Source organism: Lysobacter sp. GX 14042 (assembly GCF_021390425.1).
Classification (GTDB): Bacteria; Pseudomonadota; Gammaproteobacteria; order Xanthomonadales; family Xanthomonadaceae; genus Novilysobacter.
Genome location: NZ_JAJUWY010000002.1, coordinates 300,361 through 316,934 on the forward strand (window position 1 = coordinate 300,361; position 16,574 = coordinate 316,934).

20 protein-coding genes are annotated in these 16,574 nt (G+C 71.0%); 15 read left to right on the forward strand and 5 right to left on the reverse strand.

Features of this window, described 5'->3' with window-relative positions; translation table 11 throughout:
* Positions 1-18: 18 nt before the first annotated feature.
* The 4 genes from thiS to LY625_RS04795 all read left to right on the forward strand — a co-directional run bounded on the left by thiS (position 19) and on the right by LY625_RS04795 (position 3,702).
* Positions 19-219 carry a sulfur carrier protein ThiS gene (thiS, locus tag LY625_RS04780; protein WP_233737914.1) on the forward strand — a complete coding sequence of 67 codons (201 nt, stop codon included), beginning with the start codon at positions 19-21 and terminating at the stop codon, positions 217-219.
* 83 nt (positions 220-302) lie between these two features.
* Positions 303-1,100 carry a thiazole synthase gene (locus tag LY625_RS04785; protein WP_233737915.1) on the forward strand — a complete coding sequence of 266 codons (798 nt, stop codon included), beginning with the start codon at positions 303-305 and terminating at the stop codon, positions 1,098-1,100.
* 2 nt (positions 1,101-1,102) lie between these two features.
* Positions 1,103-1,837: a tRNA (guanosine(46)-N7)-methyltransferase TrmB gene (gene trmB, locus LY625_RS04790; protein WP_233737917.1), complete on the forward strand. Its 735-nt coding sequence runs from the start codon at positions 1,103-1,105 to the stop codon at positions 1,835-1,837.
* Between the two features lie 26 nt (positions 1,838-1,863).
* Positions 1,864-3,702, forward strand: a complete 1,839-nt coding sequence (locus tag LY625_RS04795; RefSeq protein ID WP_233737924.1) for an SLC13 family permease — start codon at positions 1,864-1,866, stop codon at positions 3,700-3,702.
* Between the two features lie 15 nt (positions 3,703-3,717).
* On the opposite strand, the gene LY625_RS04800 is transcribed toward LY625_RS04795, so the two are convergent.
* A complete protein-coding gene (locus LY625_RS04800; protein WP_233737926.1) occupies positions 3,718-4,083 on the reverse strand; it encodes a Rieske (2Fe-2S) protein in 366 nt (121 codons plus the stop codon).
* 71 nt (positions 4,084-4,154) lie between these two features.
* Here LY625_RS04800 and LY625_RS04805 point away from each other — a divergent pair, with 71 nt between their 5' ends.
* The 5 genes from LY625_RS04805 (at position 4,155) to LY625_RS04825 (ending at position 8,924) form a co-directional block, all read left to right on the forward strand.
* On the forward strand, positions 4,155-4,442 hold the full coding sequence (locus tag LY625_RS04805; protein ID WP_233737928.1) for a hypothetical protein: 288 nt from the start codon (positions 4,155-4,157) through the stop codon (positions 4,440-4,442).
* Positions 4,442-5,152 carry a fumarylacetoacetate hydrolase family protein gene (locus tag LY625_RS04810; RefSeq protein ID WP_233737929.1) on the forward strand — a complete coding sequence of 237 codons (711 nt, stop codon included), beginning with the start codon at positions 4,442-4,444 and terminating at the stop codon, positions 5,150-5,152. Before LY625_RS04805 ends, LY625_RS04810 begins: the two co-directional genes overlap by 1 nt.
* A gap of 69 nt (positions 5,153-5,221) precedes the next feature.
* Entirely contained in the window at positions 5,222-5,656 is a 435-nt protein-coding gene (gene mscL / locus LY625_RS04815) for a large conductance mechanosensitive channel protein MscL (RefSeq protein ID WP_233737931.1), read from the forward strand.
* A gap of 69 nt (positions 5,657-5,725) precedes the next feature.
* Complete coding sequence (locus LY625_RS04820) at positions 5,726-7,153, forward strand: M28 family peptidase (protein ID WP_233737932.1); 1,428 nt, start codon at positions 5,726-5,728, stop codon at positions 7,151-7,153.
* 31 nt (positions 7,154-7,184) lie between these two features.
* On the forward strand, positions 7,185-8,924 hold the full coding sequence (locus LY625_RS04825; RefSeq protein WP_233737934.1) for an EAL domain-containing protein: 1,740 nt from the start codon (positions 7,185-7,187) through the stop codon (positions 8,922-8,924).
* 27 nt (positions 8,925-8,951) lie between these two features.
* Here LY625_RS04825 and LY625_RS04830 read toward each other — a convergent pair whose 3' ends face one another.
* The 4 genes from LY625_RS04830 to flgA form a co-directional block, all read right to left on the reverse strand.
* Entirely contained in the window at positions 8,952-10,226 is a 1,275-nt protein-coding gene (locus tag LY625_RS04830) for an ATP-binding protein (protein WP_233737935.1), read from the reverse strand.
* Positions 10,223-10,579: a flagellar protein FlgN gene (locus LY625_RS04835; RefSeq protein WP_233737937.1), complete on the reverse strand. Its 357-nt coding sequence runs from the start codon at positions 10,577-10,579 to the stop codon at positions 10,223-10,225. Before LY625_RS04835 ends, LY625_RS04830 begins: the two co-directional genes overlap by 4 nt.
* Positions 10,576-10,893 (reverse strand): flagellar biosynthesis anti-sigma factor FlgM, encoded by a 318-nt coding sequence (flgM, locus tag LY625_RS04840; RefSeq protein ID WP_233737939.1) that lies wholly within the window; start codon positions 10,891-10,893, stop codon positions 10,576-10,578. Before flgM ends, LY625_RS04835 begins: the two co-directional genes overlap by 4 nt.
* A gap of 76 nt (positions 10,894-10,969) precedes the next feature.
* On the reverse strand, positions 10,970-11,656 hold the full coding sequence (gene flgA, locus LY625_RS04845) for a flagellar basal body P-ring formation chaperone FlgA (RefSeq protein ID WP_233737940.1): 687 nt from the start codon (positions 11,654-11,656) through the stop codon (positions 10,970-10,972).
* Positions 11,657-11,844: 188 nt separating this feature from the next.
* Here flgA and LY625_RS04850 point away from each other — a divergent pair, with 188 nt between their 5' ends.
* The 6 genes from LY625_RS04850 (at position 11,845) to LY625_RS04875 (ending at position 16,558) form a co-directional block, all read left to right on the forward strand.
* Positions 11,845-12,798, forward strand: a complete 954-nt coding sequence (locus tag LY625_RS04850; protein WP_233737941.1) for a chemotaxis protein CheV — start codon at positions 11,845-11,847, stop codon at positions 12,796-12,798.
* Positions 12,799-13,035: 237 nt separating this feature from the next.
* The gene (gene flgB / locus LY625_RS04855; RefSeq protein ID WP_233737943.1) at positions 13,036-13,398 is read left to right on the forward strand and encodes a flagellar basal body rod protein FlgB; all 363 of its coding nucleotides are present in this window, start codon (positions 13,036-13,038) and stop codon (positions 13,396-13,398) included.
* 13 nt (positions 13,399-13,411) lie between these two features.
* Positions 13,412-13,819: a flagellar basal body rod protein FlgC gene (gene flgC / locus LY625_RS04860; RefSeq protein WP_233737945.1), complete on the forward strand. Its 408-nt coding sequence runs from the start codon at positions 13,412-13,414 to the stop codon at positions 13,817-13,819.
* A 19-nt stretch (positions 13,820-13,838) separates the two neighbouring features.
* Positions 13,839-14,507, forward strand: a complete 669-nt coding sequence (locus tag LY625_RS04865) for a flagellar hook capping FlgD N-terminal domain-containing protein (protein ID WP_233737947.1) — start codon at positions 13,839-13,841, stop codon at positions 14,505-14,507.
* 28 nt (positions 14,508-14,535) lie between these two features.
* Positions 14,536-15,756, forward strand: a complete 1,221-nt coding sequence (flgE, locus tag LY625_RS04870) for a flagellar hook protein FlgE (protein ID WP_233737948.1) — start codon at positions 14,536-14,538, stop codon at positions 15,754-15,756.
* Positions 15,757-15,811: 55 nt separating this feature from the next.
* Entirely contained in the window at positions 15,812-16,558 is a 747-nt protein-coding gene (locus LY625_RS04875; RefSeq protein WP_233738334.1) for a flagellar basal body rod protein FlgF, read from the forward strand.
* Positions 16,559-16,574 lie beyond the last annotated feature (16 nt).

Below are 16,574 nucleotides of genomic sequence, written 5' to 3' on the forward strand. Positions count from 1 at the left end.
CGGGCGACAATCACCGGCATGGACATCACCCTCAATGGCGAGCCGCGCCAGCTCGCGGCATCCACCACCATCACTGCGCTCCTGGAGGCCGAGGGCCTGGCCGAACGGCGGGTGGCGGTGGAGGTCAACGGCAGCATCGTCCCGCGCAGCCGCCACGGCGAACACCGGTTGGCCGACGGCGACAGCATCGAGATCGTGCACGCCCTGGGCGGCGGCTGAGGCCGCTCCAGACCGCAAGAGCCGGTCAGGTCGAAAGCTCCGGACGGAGCCCACGTGCTCCCCGGCGGTGCGATAATCGCCGGATGACCGCTTCCAACACCGCAAACGACCCGCTGGTGATCGCCGGCACGGCCTATGCCTCGCGCCTGCTGACCGGTACCGGCAAGTTCAGGGACCTGGACGAGACCCGCCGCGCCACCGATGCCGCCGGCGCGCAGATCGTCACCGTCGCCATCCGCCGCACCAACATCGGCCAGGAGCCGGGCGAGCCGAACCTGCTCGACGTGCTGCCGCCGGACCGGTACACCATCCTGCCCAACACCGCCGGCTGCTACACCGCCGAGGAGGCGGTGCGCACCCTGCGGCTGGGGCGCGAGCTGCTGGACGGGCGCAACCTGGTGAAACTGGAGGTCCTGGGCGACCAGAAGACCCTCTATCCGGACGTGGTGCAGACCCTCAAGGCCGCCGAGCTGCTGGTCGCCGATGGCTTCGACGTCATGGTCTACACCTCCGATGACCCGATCCTGGCCCGCCAGCTGGAGGAGATCGGCTGCGTGGCGGTGATGCCGCTGGCCGCCCCGATCGGCTCCGGCCTGGGCATCCAGAACAAGTGGAGCCTGCTGGAGATCGTCGACAACGCGAAGGTGCCGATCATCGTCGACGCCGGCGTGGGCACCGCCTCCGATGCCGCCATCGCTATGGAGCTGGGCTGCGACGGGGTGCTGATGAACACCGCGATCGCCGGCGCGAAGGATCCGGTGCTGATGGCGCACGCGATGAAGCTGGCGGTGGAGGCCGGGAGGTCGGCGTTCCGCGCCGGACGGATTCCGCGCAAGCGCTTCGCCAGCGCCTCCTCGCCGGTCGACGGCCTGATCGGCTGAGCATGGCCGACCCGACCCCGAGCCCCGGCACCAGGGCCCCTCCCAAGCCGTTTACGGTCACCGAGGGCCAACGCCAGGTGCGCAGTTTCGTGCTGCGCCAGGGCCGGTTCACGCCGGCGCAGCAGCGCGCGTTCGACGAGTCGTGGCCACGTTTCGGGCTCGACTACACCGGCGCTGTGCGTGACTTCGACCAGGCCTTCGGCCGCAGCGCACCGCGGGTGCTGGAGATCGGCTTCGGCAACGGCGAGGCATTGCGCTTCGCCGCCGCGCACGACCCGGGCCGCGACCACATCGGCATCGAGGTCCATGCGCCGGGGGTCGGCCGGCTGCTCAACGCGCTGGACGAGGATGGCGCCGGCAACGTACGCCTCTACCACCATGACGCGGTGGAGGTGCTGGTCAACGAGGTCGCCGACGGCAGCCTGGACGAGGTGCGGATCTACTTCCCCGATCCCTGGCACAAGAAGCGCCACCACAAGCGCCGGCTGGTGCAGCCGGAGTTCGCCGCCCTGCTGGTGCGCAAGCTCGCCCCGGGCGGCCGCTTGCACCTGGCCACCGATTGGCAGGACTATGCGGAGCACATGTGGGACGTGCTCGATGCCACTGCGGGGCTGGCGAACCGTGCTGGCCCGCGCGGCAGCGTGCCACGCCCGCCGTGGCGTCCACAGACCCACTTCGAAGCCCGCGGCCTGCGGCTTGGCCACGGGGTGTGGGACCTGCTCTACGACCGCAGTTGAGGCACACGAGGCTTTAGAAGCAGGGCATGGACACCGCGCTGGCGCTCACCACCGACATGAAGCTCGTCCTCGGGCTGGTGGGCTTCACGATGGTGATGTTCGTCTTCGAGCGCATCCGCCCGGACGTGGTCGCGCTGGTGGTGCTGGTGCTGCTGGGACTGACCGGACTGGTGGCGCCGCAGGAGATCTTCAACGGTTTTTCCTCCAACGCGGTGATGAGCATCATCGCCACCATGATCCTGGGCGCGGGGCTGGACCGTACCGGCGCGCTCAACCGCCTGGCCTCGTGGCTGCTGCGCCGCGCCCATGGCAGCGAGGAGCGGCTGCTGACGCTGACCGGCGCGATTGCCGGCCTGAACTCTTCGGTGATGCAGAACCCCTCGGTACTGGCGCTGTACCTGCCGGTGGCCTCGCGCCTGTCCTCGCGCACCGGGCTGACCCTGCCGCGGCTGCTGCTGCCGCTGGCCTGCGCGATCGTGATGGGCGGCTCGCTGACCATGGTCGGCACCTCCCCGCTGATCCTGCTCAACGACCTGCTGCTGGCGGCCAATTCCAACCTGCCTTCCGGCGCGGCGGTGCTGGAGCCGCTGCAGATGTTCGCCCCGCTGCCGATCGGCCTGGCGTTGCTGGCCACCTGCCTGGTGTACTTCCGTTTCTGGGGCAACAAGCGCCTGCACGACGGCAACGGCAAGGGCGCCACGCCGGCCAGGACCCAGAGCTACTTCGCCAAGACCTACGGGATCGAGGGCGATGTCTACGAGCTGACCGTCACCGCCGACAGCCCGCTGGTGGGCATGTCGCTGGGCGAGGCGGAGGCGCTGCACGGCGCCCCGCTGCTGCTTGCGCTCAAGACCAAGGACGAGTCGCGCCTGTCGCCACCGGCGGACGCGCGCATCTGGGTCGGCAGCGTGCTCGGGGCAATGGGTTCGCGCCAGCAGGTCGCCGACTTCGCGCAGAACCAGATGCTGCGCATGTCGACCCGGCTGCGGCACTTCGGCGACCTGTTCAACCCCAGCCGCGCCGGCATTTCCGAGGCGGTGGTGCCGGCGACCTCGCGCTTCCTGGGCAAGACCGCCAGCGAACTGGCCCTGCGCAAGAACCTGCGCCTGAGCCTGCTGGCGGTGAACCGCGACAAGCAGGTGCTGCGCGAGAACGTGCGCGACGTCGCCCTGCGCGCCGGCGACATGCTGGTGCTGCACAGCATCTGGAGCGACCTAGGGGAATCGGCGAAGAGCCGCGACCTGGTGGTGGTCACCGACTATCCCAAGGGCGAGCAGCGCCCGCACAAGCTGAAGATCGCACTGGGCATCTTCGCCGTCACCATGCTGGTGGCGCTGTCATCGAACCTGCCGGTGTCGATCGCGCTGATGACCGGGGTGGCCGGCATGCTGCTGGCCGGCGTGATCCACATCGACGAGGCTTACGCGTCGATCAACTGGAAGACCGTGTTCCTGATGGCCTGCCTGATCCCGCTGGGCTGGGCGATGGACTCCTCCGGCGCAGCGGCCTGGGTCGCCGGGCACAGCATCGAGCAGCTGCCCGCGGCCACCCCGGGCTGGCTGCTGCAGCTGGCGCTGGGCCTGCTGACCACCGCGTTCTCGCTGGTGATCAGCCATGTCGGCGCGGCGATCGTGATGGTGCCGCTGGCAATCAACCTGGCACTGGCGGCGGGCGGGGACCCGACCGCGTTCGCACTGATCGTGGCGCTTTCGGCCTCGAACAACTTCATGACCGCGTCCAACCCGGTCATCTCGATGGTCACCGGCCCGGCCGGCTACACCGCACGCGAGCTGTGGAAGGTCGGCGGGCCGCTGTCGCTGGTCTACACGCTGGTGTCGGTGGTGATGGTGAACCTGCTGTTCTAGCGATTCCGGCGAGCGTCAGGCGAGCCAGACATCACCGTCCCTCACCACGACGGGCACCGCGCGCAGGGATTCGCCGCGGCAAGGGCCGCCCAGGCACTCGCCGGCACCCAGTTCGAAGCTGGCCCCGTGCACCGCGCAGACCACCAGGCCGTCCTTGCTGCGCAGGAACTGCCCCGGCGCCCAGTCCAGCCGGCGGCCGGCATGCGGGCAGACGTTGTACCAGGCCCGCACCGCGTCGCCCTCGCGGTAGAGGATCAGGGACTCGGCGCCGCCGTCGACCGCCGCCTCCACTTCCAGCAGGCTGCCGTCGGCGAGCTGGTCCAGGGAGGCGATCGCAAGCTTGCCGGAGGCGGGATCCACACCATCGTTTAACGGTTCCATCACACCCTCGCTGGCTGGGGACTGGTACGTTTCACATCCGCTACACAGCGCATTCTCCCACGACCGACCCGATGACCGTTCACGCGTTCCGCTTCCACAGCCACCAGTTCCAGTCCCGCGTGCGGGCCGCCTTCGGGCCGCGCAAGCCGCGGCACCGCGTGCTGCGCATTGTCCTGGGGGTGCTGGGCCTGGCGGTACTGGCGGGCCTGGTGGTGGTCGGGGCGGTGGTCGGCACGGTGATGCTGCTGGCCGGCCTGGTTTTGCGCCAGGTGCGCGGGCTGCGCAGCCGGCCCGTGACCGGGGAGGTGATGTCGGCCGAATACCGGGTGGTCGACAGCCGGCACCTGCCGCGCCCCTGATGACCGACCTCATCGCCGCACCGGCGCCGGTCCGCGTCCCGGTACGTTCGCCGGCGGGTGCCACCTTCCCGGTCCGGCGCATCTTCTGCGTCGGCCGCAACTTCGCCGACCATGCCCGGGAAATGGGTGCCGCGATGCCCGATCCGGCGACGCGCGGCCATCCGGTACTGTTCTGCAAGCCGGCCGATGCCCTCGTCAACGATGGCGCCGTCCCCTATCCGAGCGGAACCTCCGAGCTGCACCACGAGGTCGAGCTGGTGGTCGCGATCGGCCGTGATGCGCCCGATGGCGTGCTCGACCCCGCCGCGGCAGGGGCGCTGGTCCTGGCCTATGGCGTCGGCCTGGACCTGACCCGCCGCGACCTGCAGGCCGCGGCCAAGGCCAAGGGCCTGCCCTGGGATACCGGCAAGGCCTTCGACCATTCCGCCCCGATCAGCGAGCTGGTGCCGGCCGGCGAGGCCGGGGCGCTGTCCGGGCGCGCCCTGTCGCTGCGGGTCAACGGCGAGCTTCGCCAACGCGGGCTGCTCGATGACCTGGTCTGGAGCGTTCCGGAGATCCTCCACGAGATCTCGCGGCTGTTCGCGCTGAAGGCCGGCGACCTGGTGTTCATGGGCACGCCCGCCGGGGTCGCCGCGCTGCAGCCCGGCGACCGCTTCACCGCCGCGCTCGAGGGCGTGGTGGAGTTCTCCGGGAAAATCCTCCCGCGGTAACCACGGGCGCCTTCCAGCGCTATATTCCCCCGGCACGGCGGATGTCCCGCAGCAACGGAGAACGCAGCAATGGGGATGGTGAGCGAATTCAAGGAATTCATTGCCCGCGGCAATGTCATCGACCTGGCGACCGCGGTGGTCATCGGCGGCGCCTTCGGCAAGATCACCACGGCGCTGGTCGACGGCATCATCATGCCGATCGTCGGCATGGCGCTGGGCAAGGTCGACTTCTCCCAGCTGTTCATCGCCCTCGACGGCCACCACTACGCCAACCTGGCCGCAGCCCAGGAAGCGGCGGCACCGGTCCTGACCTATGGCGCCTTCATCCAGACCGTGCTGGATTTCCTGCTGATCGCCTTCGTGATCTTCATGATGCTCAAGGGCTACAACCGCCTGAAGAAGGAGCAGGAGGAGGCACCGGTCGAGGACAAGCCCGCCGAGCCCAGCGAGGAAGTGGTCCTGCTGCGCGAGATCCGCGACGCCCTCGCCCGGCCGCGCGCGTGACTTGAGGCACAAGCGGCGTGGAAGGCCACTGTTAAGCTCGGTCGCCATCTCCCTACCGGTAGTCCGCCGATGCGCCTTGCCCCGCTGCTGCTCTCCGTCGCCCTGGCCGCCGGCCTCGGGCTGGCCACCGCTCCCGCACCCGCCGCCGGGCAGTCCGCGCAGGCTGAGACCCGCATCCCGCAGCACAGTTTCGCCACCGCGGACCGGCTGCGCGAGCAGGCACTGGCGAGCGAGCTGGGCTACCGCATCACCGAGTCGCTGACCACCGAGGTCGGCCCGCGCATGGCCGGCAGCGAGGCCGACTCCCGCGCGGTCGAGTGGGCCATCGCCAAGTTCCACGAACTGGGCTACGACAAGGTCTGGACCGAGCCGGTCACCTTCCCCAAGTGGGTGCGCCACAGCGAGAGCGGCGAGGTGGTGGGCGAGCATGCCCAGCCACTGACCCTGACCGCCCTGGGCGGCAGCCCGGGTGGAACCGTCGAGGGCGAGATCGTCCGCTTCGATGACCTGGAAGCCCTGGAGGCCGCGCCGGCCGGTTCCCTCGCAGGCAGGATCGCCTTCGTCGACTACGAGATGGAGCGCGCGCGCGACGGCGCCGGTTACGGTCCCGGCGGCACCCTGCGCAGCCGTGGCCCCTCCGCGGCAATACGCGCCGGCGCCGACGGCTTCCTGATGCGCTCGGCCGGCACCGACCTGCACCGCAACCCGCATACCGGCAACACCCGGTTCGACGAGGGTCTGGAGCCGATCCCGGCCGCCGCCCTGTCGCTGCCCGATGCGCAGCAGCTCACTCGCCTGCTGGCGCTGGGCAAGCCGATCCGCGTGCGCCTGGCCCTGGACGTGGGCTGGGACGGCGAGTACACCTCGCAGAACGTCATTGGCGAGATCACCGGCGCCAGCAAGCCGGAGGAGAAGGTGATGATCGTCGCCCACCTGGATTCCTGGGACCTGGGCACCGGCGCGGTGGACGACGGTGCCGGCATCGGCATCACCATGGCCGCCGGCAAGCTGATCGGCGACCTGGAGCAGCGCCCGGCGCGCAGCATCCGCGTGGTCGCCTTCGCCAACGAGGAGCAGGGCCTGTGGGGCGGCCGCGCGTATGCCGACCGGTACGCCGGCGAGGTGACCGACCACCTGATCGCCGCCGAGAGCGACTTCGGCGCCGGCCGCATCTACGCCCTCAGCTCCGGTGCGCCGGACCACGCCCAAGGCGCGGTGCGGCAGATCGCCGAAGCGCTCGCGCCGCTGGGCATCGAGTACGCCGGCTCCGCCGGTGGCCCCGGACCGGACCTGATCCCCTTCGCCGGCAAGGGCCTGATGTGGGCCCGCCTGGCGCAGGACGGCACCGACTACTTCGACCTGCACCACACCCCGGACGACACCCTCGACAAGATCGACCCGGCGGCGCTGGCGCAGAACGTCGCCGCCTATGCGGTATTTGCGTACCTGGCGGCGCAGGCCGAGGGCGACTTCGGCTCGGCGCCGAAGGACGACTGACCGCCACCGCCGCGTCCGGCCGGCCAGTGCGATGAGCCCGCAGCGCTACGACGAGTTCGGCTACGTCTCCCATGATCCGGTCTCCGGCGTGCACCGGCTGGGCGCCAACGGCCCCAGCCTGACCACCGCCCTGGCCGCGGCCAGCGCCACCCGCCGCCGGGTGGCGCTGCTGCACATCGACGTCGACATGTTCCGCTCGATCAACGTGAACATGGGCGAGGAGGTCGGCGACCAGGCCCTGGCGGCGATCGGCCAGCGGCTGCGCCAGGCGCTGCCGGCGGACGCCTGGCTGTGGCGCCGCGGCAGCGACGAGTTCATCGCCGGCTTCGGCTACCGCGAGGGCGAGCCCGACGGCACCGCCGTCGCCGACGCGGTGCGCGGCGCGTTCGACATGCCGCTGTCGCTGCCGCCCTATACCATCCCGGTGACCCTCTCGATCGGCGTGGCGGTGTTCCCCGACCATGCGCGCAACTCCGCCGAGCTGCTGGCGCGCGCCGAGCACGCGCTGCTGCAGGTCAAGGAGGAAGGGCTCGACAGCGTCGCGCTGTACGAGCGCCGCGATGCCCGCCAGCCGGCCGGCGACGGTTTCGCCAGCCGCTTCGCCGAGGCGCTGGACAACCACGAACTGGAACTGCACTACCAGCCCACCGTGGCCGCCACCGACGGCGGGATCTGCGGCTTCAGCGCGCTGCTGCGCTGGAACAGCCCGGGGCACGGCCTGCTGCCGCCGAACCGTTTCATGGACATGGTCGAGCGGGTCGGCCTGGCCCAGCGGTTGGGCTGGTGGACCACCGTGGAGGCGGTCGGGCAGCTGGCCCGCTGGCGCGCCCAGGGCCTGGACTACCTGGGCGTGGCGATGCACCTGCCCGAGTCGCTGCTGGGCGACCCGGAGTGCGTGGACCGCCTGGGCGGGCTGCTGCACCGCCACGGCGTGCCGCCGGCGGCGATCGAACTGGAGATCCCGGAGCGGGTGCTGGCCCAGGACACCCGCCAGGTGTTCGTCAACCTCGCCGGGCTGCGCGAGTTGGGCGCGACGCTGACGGTGATGGATTTCGGCCTGGGCGGGCTGAGCCTGTCGGCACTCGCCCAGCACCCGATGGACCGGCTGAAGATCGACCGCAGCTTCATCCGCAACGCGCCCAGCGACACCCGCAGCGCGGCGATCGTGCGCGGCATCATCGCCATGGGCCACCGTCTGGACATGAAGATCATCGCCAAGGGCGTGGAGAACGAGGCCGAGCTGGGCTTCCTGCGCCGCAACCAGTGCGATTTCTTCCAGGGCTTCCTGTTCGGCGAGCCGCTGCCGGCGGAAGGCCTGGACGAGCTGATCCGCCGCCGTTTCCTGCTGCCGCAGGCCTTCGCCAGCACCCATCCCGAGCGTACCCTGCTGCTGGTCGACGACGAGGAGAACGTGCTGCGCTCGCTGGTGCGCCTGTTCCGCCGCGACGGCTACCGGGTGCTGGCGGCCAACAGCGTGCGCGAGGCCTTCGACCTGCTGGGCTCCAACCCGGTGCAGGTGATCGTCTCCGACCAGCGCATGCCCGACATGAGCGGCACCGAGTTCCTCGGCCGGGTGCGCGACCTTTACCCCGACACCGTGCGCATGGTGCTGTCGGGCTACACCGACCTGAAGAGCATCACCGAGGCGATCAACCGCGGGGCGATCTACCGCTTCCTGACCAAGCCCTGGGACGACGACGAGCTGCGCGAGCACATCCAGGCCGCCTTCCGCGACCACGAGGCCCGCCAGCCCGGCCCGCAGGCGTTCTGACCACTCCGCCCGTGCCGGATGCCGCGATCAGCCGCCCGGCGGGTCCGTGGCGGTGGCGCCGCCCGGCTGGGCCACCGGCAACACCACCCGGAACGTGCTGCCCACGCCCAGCGTGCTGGAGACCTCGATGCGCCCGTGGTGCTTGGCGATGATGCCGTAGCAGATCGCCAAGCCCAGCCCGGTGCCGCGGCCGACCGGCTTGGTGGTGAAGAACGGATCGAAGATGCGGTCGATCACCTCCTGCGGCATCCCGCAGCCGGAGTCGCTGATGCTGATCCAGGCCTCGCCATCGCCGGCCCCGGTCGCCAGCACGATGGTGCCGCGCTCGTCGATCGCCTGCCCGGCGTTGATCAGCAGGTTCATCAGCACCTGGTTGATCTCCGAGCGATGGCATTCCACCGGCGGCATCGGGGCGAAGTGCTTCTCGATGCGCGCCTTGTACTTCAGGTCGTTCCAGACGATGTTGAGGGTCGACTCCAGGCCCTGCTGCAGGTCGGCCGGGCGCATCGGCGCATCGCGCTCGACGTGGGAGAAATCCTTCAGGTCGCGGACGATGCGGGTGACCCGCTCGATGCCTTCGCGCGACTCCTTCAGCAGCGGCGGCAGGTCGCCGGTGATGAAGTCGATGTCCAGCTGCTCGCGGGCGGCGGCCAGGGCCTCGCGGTGGCTGGCCGGATCCCCGTCGGCCATGGCCTCGGCGTAGGCATCGATCAGGCCGAACAGCGCGCCGGTGTACTCCTGCAGCGTGCCCAGGTTGGAATGCACGTAGCCGATCGGATTGTTGATCTCGTGCGCCACGCCGGCGGCAAGCTGCCCGATGGAGGCCATCTTCTCGGCCTGCAGCAGCTGCTCGCGGGTGCCGGCCAGCTTCTTCTGCGCGCGTTGCAGCTCGTCCTCGCGCTCGACGCGCGCGGTGACGTCGCCAAACACCGCCAGCCGCCGCGCCGGGCTGGCGGCCAGGTCGCAGAACAGCTTGATTTCGAGCAGCAGCGGCGGGTTGCCGGCGCTCACCTGGCCGCGCCAGCGGCCGTCCACGCAGGCACTGTCCCAGGCGCCGTCGGGCACCAGCGCCAGCAACTCGCGCGCGGCCTCGCCGGCCGGCCAGGCGGAAACCGAAGGATCGTCAGGAACGTCCACGGCGTTGGCCAGGCGCCGGACCAGCCGGCGCGCGGCGGCATTTTCATGGCGCGCGGTGGCGTCGGGATCGAGCAGGACGACGGCGGCATCGGCCATCGCCAGGGCCCAGCGCGCGTCGGCGCTCCAGGCGGTCGGTTCGGGGCTGGCGTCAGGCGGCTGGTTCATCCCACTCCGAGGCATCGGGCCTGTGCACGTGCGGCGGACCTGCCCCCCGCATCGTACACACCCGTCGCCTCGGTGCGGCCAAGGTGCCGCAGCGCCCAGGTCACCTCGCGCCGCCGGCGCGCGAGCAGCACGCTGTTGGCCCGGTTCAGCTCGCTCAACGCGGTGACGCGCGCGGCCGCCGCCGCGTCGAGCGAATGCTGCTCGACCCGCTTCAGCGCCACCAGCTTGGCCTGGGTGGACGCCAGCAGGGCATCCACGTCGTGCTCGAGCAGCGCACGGCGCTCCGCCTGGAGGGCGCCCTCCAGCGTGTCCAGCGGGTCGACCGCCGGCGATGGCTGCCCGGTCAGGTTCATTTCAGCAGTGCGGACTCGAAGGCCAGCAGGCGGTCGGCCACCTGCTGCGCATCGACGCGGTAGCTGCCGTCGGCCAGCGCGGCGCGGACCTGCTCGACCTTCTCGACATCGACGCCGGCCGGGGCGCTGCCCAGCTCACGCTGCAGCGCCTGCAGGCCCGCCGCCTCGCCGGTCAGGCGCATGCTGTCGGCAGCCGGGGAGGCGTCCACCGCCTGCGAGCGGTCACCGCCCGCCGGGCTGCGCGCAGGCACCGCGGCACCGGTTTCAACGGCGCGCGGCATCGCTGGCGGCAGGCCCTGGATCTTGTGGTTCATGACACGCTCCTGATTGCTCGGTCAATCCGGATAACGACCGGCACGCAGGCAACTTTAGCGTCGTCGGCGATCCCGTTCAGCGCACCACCTCCACCACGCCGTCCCCCACCAGCCGGCCGCGCACGATCCGCCGCGAGCCGGTGTTCTCCACCGCCACGGTGCCGCCGGGCGCGGCACGCCCGAGCGCACGACCGGGCATGCGGACCTCGATCCCGCCGCTGCGCGAGACCAGCACCACCGGATCGCCGCGCTGCAGCAGCCGGCCTTGCGCCACGTCGGCATCGGCAAGCGGAGCGCCGGGCGCCAGCGCGCGAGTGGCGGTCCGGCCGACCACCTGCGCCGGATCCACCAGCATGCCCGCATCGGCCGACCCGATGCCGCGCTGGCGGACCGCCACGTCTCCGGCGGTGATCGCCTCGCCCGCGGCCAGTGGGCGGGTGAGCACGGCGACCGCCGCCTGGCGGCTGACCCGCACCGGGACATACAGCCGCCAGCCGGGCGTGTCGTTGCAGGCCACTTGGACGGTACGCGGCCCGGTGGACGCAGCCGCCAGCGCGGTGCTGCAGGCGGCCAGCCGCAGGGCCGGGTCGACCCGCGCCTCCGAGGCGGTGTCCTGCAGGCCGAGCGCGGACAGCGCCGCTGCCGCGATATCGGCGGGCGGCGTGATTTCCTGCGCGGCGACCGGCGCGCCGGCCCATGCCCCCGCCAGGACGAGCGCCAGCAGGCAATGCCGCAGGACGGTAATGGCGGAACCGATGTGCATCCGGCCCTCCTTCGATGGATTCGCCGGGGGAGAGGCAAGACCCGTGCCTTCGTGTCCGTGGATGCCCGCGTGCGCGGGCATGACGGGTGCCGGGCCGAAGACCGGTGGATGCCCCGCATGCGCGGGCGTGACGGGTGCCGGGCCGAAGACCGGCTCAAGTCCGCGTCGCGATGGCCGTCATCCGGTGCATGAGCCAGCAACTGCTTGACCGCATCGACCAGCGCACCCGGCTGGCCGGCCACAACCGGCTGGCCCTGCTGCTCTTCCGCCTGGGGCCGCGCCAGCTTTTTGGCGTGAATGTGTTCAAGGTGCAGGAAGTGATCCCGCGCCCGCCGCTGTTCACCCTGCCGCAGCTGCCGTCCGCGTTCCGCGGCGCGGCCGACGTCCGAGGGCGGACGGTACCGGTGCTCGACCTGGCCCGTGCGATTGGCCATCAGGCCGGCCACGACACCGGCGGCGCCGAGCCGGCCTACCTGGTGGTGACCGAATTCAACCGCAGCGTGCAGGGCTTCCTGGTGGCCGGGGTCGAGCGCATCGTCAACATCGCCGTCGAGGACATCCAGCCACCGCCGGACATGGGCCGCGAAGGCCACTACCTGACCGGCGTGACCCGCTACCAGGGCGAGCTGATCCAGCTGATCGACGTGGAAAGCGTGCTCGCCGAATCCGCCCCGCGCGGCAGCGAACTGCATGCCATCCAGCCGCTGCAACCGGTCGCCGGCGCCAGCAACGAGGTGCTGGTGGTCGATGACTCGCGGGTGGCGCGCAACCAGATCCGCCAGGTGCTCGACCAGCTCGGCCTGGCCGCCACCCTGCTCTCCGACGGCCGCCAGGCGCTGGAGCACCTGCGCCAGCTCGCCGACGCCGGCGTCGCGCCATCCTCGCGCTACGCCATGGTCATCTCCGACATCGAGATGCCGTCCATGGACGGCTACACCCTGACGACGGAAATCCGGCGCGACCCGGCCCTGGCCGACCTGTACGTGCTGTTGCATACCTCGCTGTCGGGCGTGTTCAACCACGCGATGGTCGAGCAGGTGGGCGCCGACGACTTCGTGCCCAAGTACTCGGAGACCGAGCTGGCCCAGCGGATCGCCGTGCGGATGGAGCGGGGTAAGCGAGGAACGAGTGAAGAGGAGTGAGGAACGAGTAGAGGCGCGACAGGCGGTTGCCTGATCCCCTCGTACCCGCGAACACGGGAGCCAAGGACGTTCGTGGGTTCCCGCGTCCGCGGGAACGACGGTGGGGACGGCCCCTGCCGTGCCTGCTCATCCCTCACTCCTCACTCCTCTTCACTCGTTTCCCGCTTTTGCTCGTTTCTCGATCTTCTGGCACGCGGCTTGCCTGACCCCCGGGGAAGAACCGTCCCGGAGGGCCCGATGTCCGATTTCCTTGGTATCCACGGCACTGCCCTGGCGCTGCGCGAGCAGCGGCTGCAGGTGCTGGCGGCCAACATCGCCAACGCCGATACGCCCGGGTTCCAGGCCCAGGACCTGGATTTCAATGCCGCCCTGCGCATGGCCACCGGGCCGGCGCAGCCGGCCGGCAGCGATCCGGTGGCCGCCGCCGCGGCCGCGGCGCGGTTCGACGCACCCTCCTCCCAGCCCAGCTTCGACGGCAACACCGTCGATCCCGAGCGCGCCCGCGCCGGCTTCGCCCAGGCGGCGCTGGAGTACCGCGCTTCGATGTCCTTCGTCGAATCCAGGGTGCGCGGGATGCTGACCGCGATCACCGGCCAGTGACCGGGGCGCGCGCATGAGCAACCTTCCCATCTTCGATGTCGCCGCCAGCGCCATGACCGCGCAGTCGGTCCGCCTGAGCACGGTGGCCAGCAACCTGGCCAACGCCGACTCGGTCACCGGCAACCCCGACGAGGTCTACCGCCCGTTGCAGCCGGTGTTCGCGGTCGCCCCGGTGGCCGGCAAGCCGGAACTGTCGGGCGTGGACGTGCTGGAAGTCACCCAGTCCGACGCCGCCCCGATCCGCCGTTACGAGCCCGGCCATCCGCTTGCCGACGGCGACGGCTACGTCTATGCCCCCGCCGTCGATCCGGTCGCGCAGATGGTCGACATGATCTCCGCCTCGCGCAGCTACCAGGCCAACGTCGAGGTCTTCAACACCGCCCGCGAGCTGGCCACCGCCACGCTCGGGATGGGCAAGTGATCCCTGACCGGAGCCCGCAATGACCGCGATCGGCAGCACCAGCAACGACAACCCCTGGGGCGCGATGGGCCTGGCCAACCAGCCCACCCAGCGCGACACCGGCCTCGGCCAGGCCGACTTCCTGCGCCTGATGACCGAGCAGCTCAAGCACCAGGACCCGCTCAACCCGCTCGACAACACCCAGTTCCTCGGCCAGCTGGCGCAGTTCTCCACGGTGCAGGGGATCGGCGACATGCAGTTGGCGATGGGCTCGATGGCCAGCGTGATGGAGTCCGACCAGGCCCTGCGGGCGGCCGCGCTGGTCGGCCACGACGCGCTGGTGGAAGTCGACAGCGTCGCCCTGTCCGGCGGTGGCGGGGTGTCGGGCGAGATCGCCGCGGAGACCTCCGGCCCGGTCGTGGTCGAGGTCGTCAACGAGGCCGGCGTGACCGTCCAGCGGCTGGAGCTGGAGGCCACCGGCGCCGGTGCGCTGGAGTTCGCCTGGGACGGACGCGCGGCCGACGGCGGCAACGCGCCGGCCGGCAACTACACCTTCCGCGCCAGCAGCGGCGCCGGCGAGGACACCCGCTCGCTGCAGGTACGGCTGGCGGCGAAGGTCGAGAGCGTCTCCATCGAGCCGACCGGCCTGGTGCTGAACCTCGAAGGCCTCGGCAGCCACCCCCTTTCCTCGGTCCGCCGCGTCGGCTGACGCATCCAACACTCTCCAGGAGCACGCCATGAGCTTCCACGTCGCCCGCAGTGGCATGAACGCCGCCACCCAGGACCTCAACGTCACCTCGCACAACATCGCCAACGCCAACACCACCGGCTTCAAGCAGTCGCGCGCCGAGTTCGCCGACCTGTTCCCGGTCTCCACCTATGGCCTGTCGGGAAACGCCGTCGGGGCCGGCGTGAAGCTGGCCACCGTCGCCCAGCAGTTCGGCCAGGGCAACGTGGAGTTCTCCGGCCGTGCGCTGGACCTGGCGATCAGCGGCGAGGGCTTCTTCACCCTGTCCGAACGCGGCGCGACCGTGTACTCGCGTGCCGGCAACTTCGGCGCCGACGACGACGGCTTCGTGGTCAACCCGGCCGGCCACCGCTTGCAGGTGTTCCCGCCCAATGCCAGCGGCACCGGCTTCGACACCGGCCGGCTGGGCGACCTGCAGCTGGCCACCGGCGATGCCCCGCCGCGCGCCAGCGGCAAGGTGACCGTGGGCACCAACCTGCCGGCCAATGCCGAGGTGCCGACCGTCGGCACCTTCGATGCCGCCGACCCGGAAAGCTGGAACCACACCACCTCGCTCACCGTCTACGACTCGCTGGGCGCGGCGCACACCCAGAGCTTCCATTTCGTCAAGACCGCCAACCCCAACGAGTGGCAGGTGCACACCTCGATCGATGGCGAGGCGGTCGGCGGCCCGACCACCCTGCAGTACTCCGACACCGGCGCGCTGGTCTCGCCCTCGCCGGCCAGCGTGGCGCTGGGCGCCCATGACCCGGGCAACGGCGCCGCGCCGCTTGAGGTCACCGTGGACCTGGGCAGCACCAGCCAGTATGGCGACCGCTTCTCGGTCTCGGCGCTGTCGCAGGACGGCCATGCCACCGGCCGGCTGACCGGCATCGAGATCACCGCCGAGGGCGTGGTGCAGGCGCGCTACACCAACGGCGTGTCCACCCCGCTGGGCCAGGTGGCGATGACCAACTTCGCCAACCCGCAGGGCCTGCAGTCGATCGGCGACAACGCCTGGTCGCAGACCGCCGCCTCGGGCGACCCGCGGGTCGGCACCGCCGGCTCCTCGGAGTTCGGCCTGGTCCAGGGCGGCGCGCTGGAGGCCTCCAACGTCGACCTGACCGAGCAGCTGGTGAACATGATCACCGCCCAGCGGAACTTCCAGGCCAACGCCCAGATGATCTCCACCCAGGACCAGGTCACCCAGACGGTGATCAACATCCGCTAAACGCGTCATCGTCATCCCCGCATACGCGGGAACGACGGAAGAGGGAACACCCATGATCGACAAGGCCATGTACGTGGCGATGACCGGTGCCAGCGCGACCCTGCGTGCGCAGGGCTCGGTATCGCACAACCTCGCCAATGCGGACACGGTGGGCTTCCAGGCCACCCTGGCCGGCACCATGGCCGCGCCGGTCGGGGGCCCGGGGCACGCCTCGCGGACCGCCGCCAGTTTCCAGGCGCTGGGGGTGAGCGCGGTCCCGGGCGCGATCGACTCGACCGGCAACCCGCTCGACATCGCCCTGGACCAGGACCACTGGCTGGCGGTGCAGGCCCCCGGTGGCGGCACCGGCTACACCCGCGCCGGGAACCTGACGCTGACCGCCAACGGCCTGCTCACCACCGCCTCCGGCCTGCCGGTGCTCGACCAGCAGGGCGCGCCGGTGGCGATCCCGCCGCACGAGAGCCTGCACATCGGCAACGACGGCACGATCTCGGTGGTGCCGCTGGGCGAACCGCCGGCCAACATCGCCGAAGTCGCCCGGCTGCAGGTCGCCGGCGCGCCCACCGCCGCCCTGCAGCGCGGGGAGGACGGGCTGATGCACCTGCCGGCCGGCGCCGAGCCGCTGCCACCCGCCGCCGGCGAGGTCCTGACCACCGGCGCGCTGGAGCAGAGCAACGTCGATGCGACCGGCGCGCTGGTCTCGATGATCCAGCTGCAGCGCCAGTTCGAGATGCAGGTACGGGTCTTGCAGAGCAGCGACGAGAACGCGCAGGCCGCCAATTCCCTGCTGTCGGCGCGCTGACACGTACACCCGGAGG

What these genes read in the sequence shown, in the direction of transcription:
- LY625_RS04805 (WP_233737928.1), top strand. Translation starts at nt 4,155, where the DNA reads ATGACCGTTCACGCGTTCCGCTTCCACAGCCACCAGTTCCAGTCCCGC.
- thiS (WP_233737914.1), top strand. Translation starts at nt 19, where the DNA reads ATGGACATCACCCTCAATGGCGAGCCGCGCCAGCTCGCGGCATCCACC.
- flgE (WP_233737948.1), top strand. Translation starts at nt 14,536, where the DNA reads ATGAGCTTCCACGTCGCCCGCAGTGGCATGAACGCCGCCACCCAGGAC.
- flgB (WP_233737943.1), top strand. Translation starts at nt 13,036, where the DNA reads ATGTCCGATTTCCTTGGTATCCACGGCACTGCCCTGGCGCTGCGCGAG.
- LY625_RS04785 (WP_233737915.1), top strand. Translation starts at nt 303, where the DNA reads ATGACCGCTTCCAACACCGCAAACGACCCGCTGGTGATCGCCGGCACG.
- flgM (WP_233737939.1), bottom strand. Translation starts at nt 10,893, where the DNA reads ATGAACCACAAGATCCAGGGCCTGCCGCCAGCGATGCCGCGCGCCGTT.
- flgC (WP_233737945.1), top strand. Translation starts at nt 13,412, where the DNA reads ATGAGCAACCTTCCCATCTTCGATGTCGCCGCCAGCGCCATGACCGCG.
- LY625_RS04865 (WP_233737947.1), top strand. Translation starts at nt 13,839, where the DNA reads ATGACCGCGATCGGCAGCACCAGCAACGACAACCCCTGGGGCGCGATG.
- LY625_RS04830 (WP_233737935.1), bottom strand. Translation starts at nt 10,226, where the DNA reads ATGAACCAGCCGCCTGACGCCAGCCCCGAACCGACCGCCTGGAGCGCC.
- LY625_RS04800 (WP_233737926.1), bottom strand. Translation starts at nt 4,083, where the DNA reads ATGGAACCGTTAAACGATGGTGTGGATCCCGCCTCCGGCAAGCTTGCG.
- LY625_RS04835 (WP_233737937.1), bottom strand. Translation starts at nt 10,579, where the DNA reads ATGAACCTGACCGGGCAGCCATCGCCGGCGGTCGACCCGCTGGACACG.
- flgA (WP_233737940.1), bottom strand. Translation starts at nt 11,656, where the DNA reads ATGCACATCGGTTCCGCCATTACCGTCCTGCGGCATTGCCTGCTGGCG.
- trmB (WP_233737917.1), top strand. Translation starts at nt 1,103, where the DNA reads ATGGCCGACCCGACCCCGAGCCCCGGCACCAGGGCCCCTCCCAAGCCG.
- LY625_RS04795 (WP_233737924.1), top strand. Translation starts at nt 1,864, where the DNA reads ATGGACACCGCGCTGGCGCTCACCACCGACATGAAGCTCGTCCTCGGG.
- mscL (WP_233737931.1), top strand. Translation starts at nt 5,222, where the DNA reads ATGGGGATGGTGAGCGAATTCAAGGAATTCATTGCCCGCGGCAATGTC.
- LY625_RS04850 (WP_233737941.1), top strand. Translation starts at nt 11,845, where the DNA reads ATGAGCCAGCAACTGCTTGACCGCATCGACCAGCGCACCCGGCTGGCC.
- LY625_RS04820 (WP_233737932.1), top strand. Translation starts at nt 5,726, where the DNA reads ATGCGCCTTGCCCCGCTGCTGCTCTCCGTCGCCCTGGCCGCCGGCCTC.
- LY625_RS04825 (WP_233737934.1), top strand. Translation starts at nt 7,185, where the DNA reads ATGAGCCCGCAGCGCTACGACGAGTTCGGCTACGTCTCCCATGATCCG.
- LY625_RS04810 (WP_233737929.1), top strand. Translation starts at nt 4,442, where the DNA reads ATGACCGACCTCATCGCCGCACCGGCGCCGGTCCGCGTCCCGGTACGT.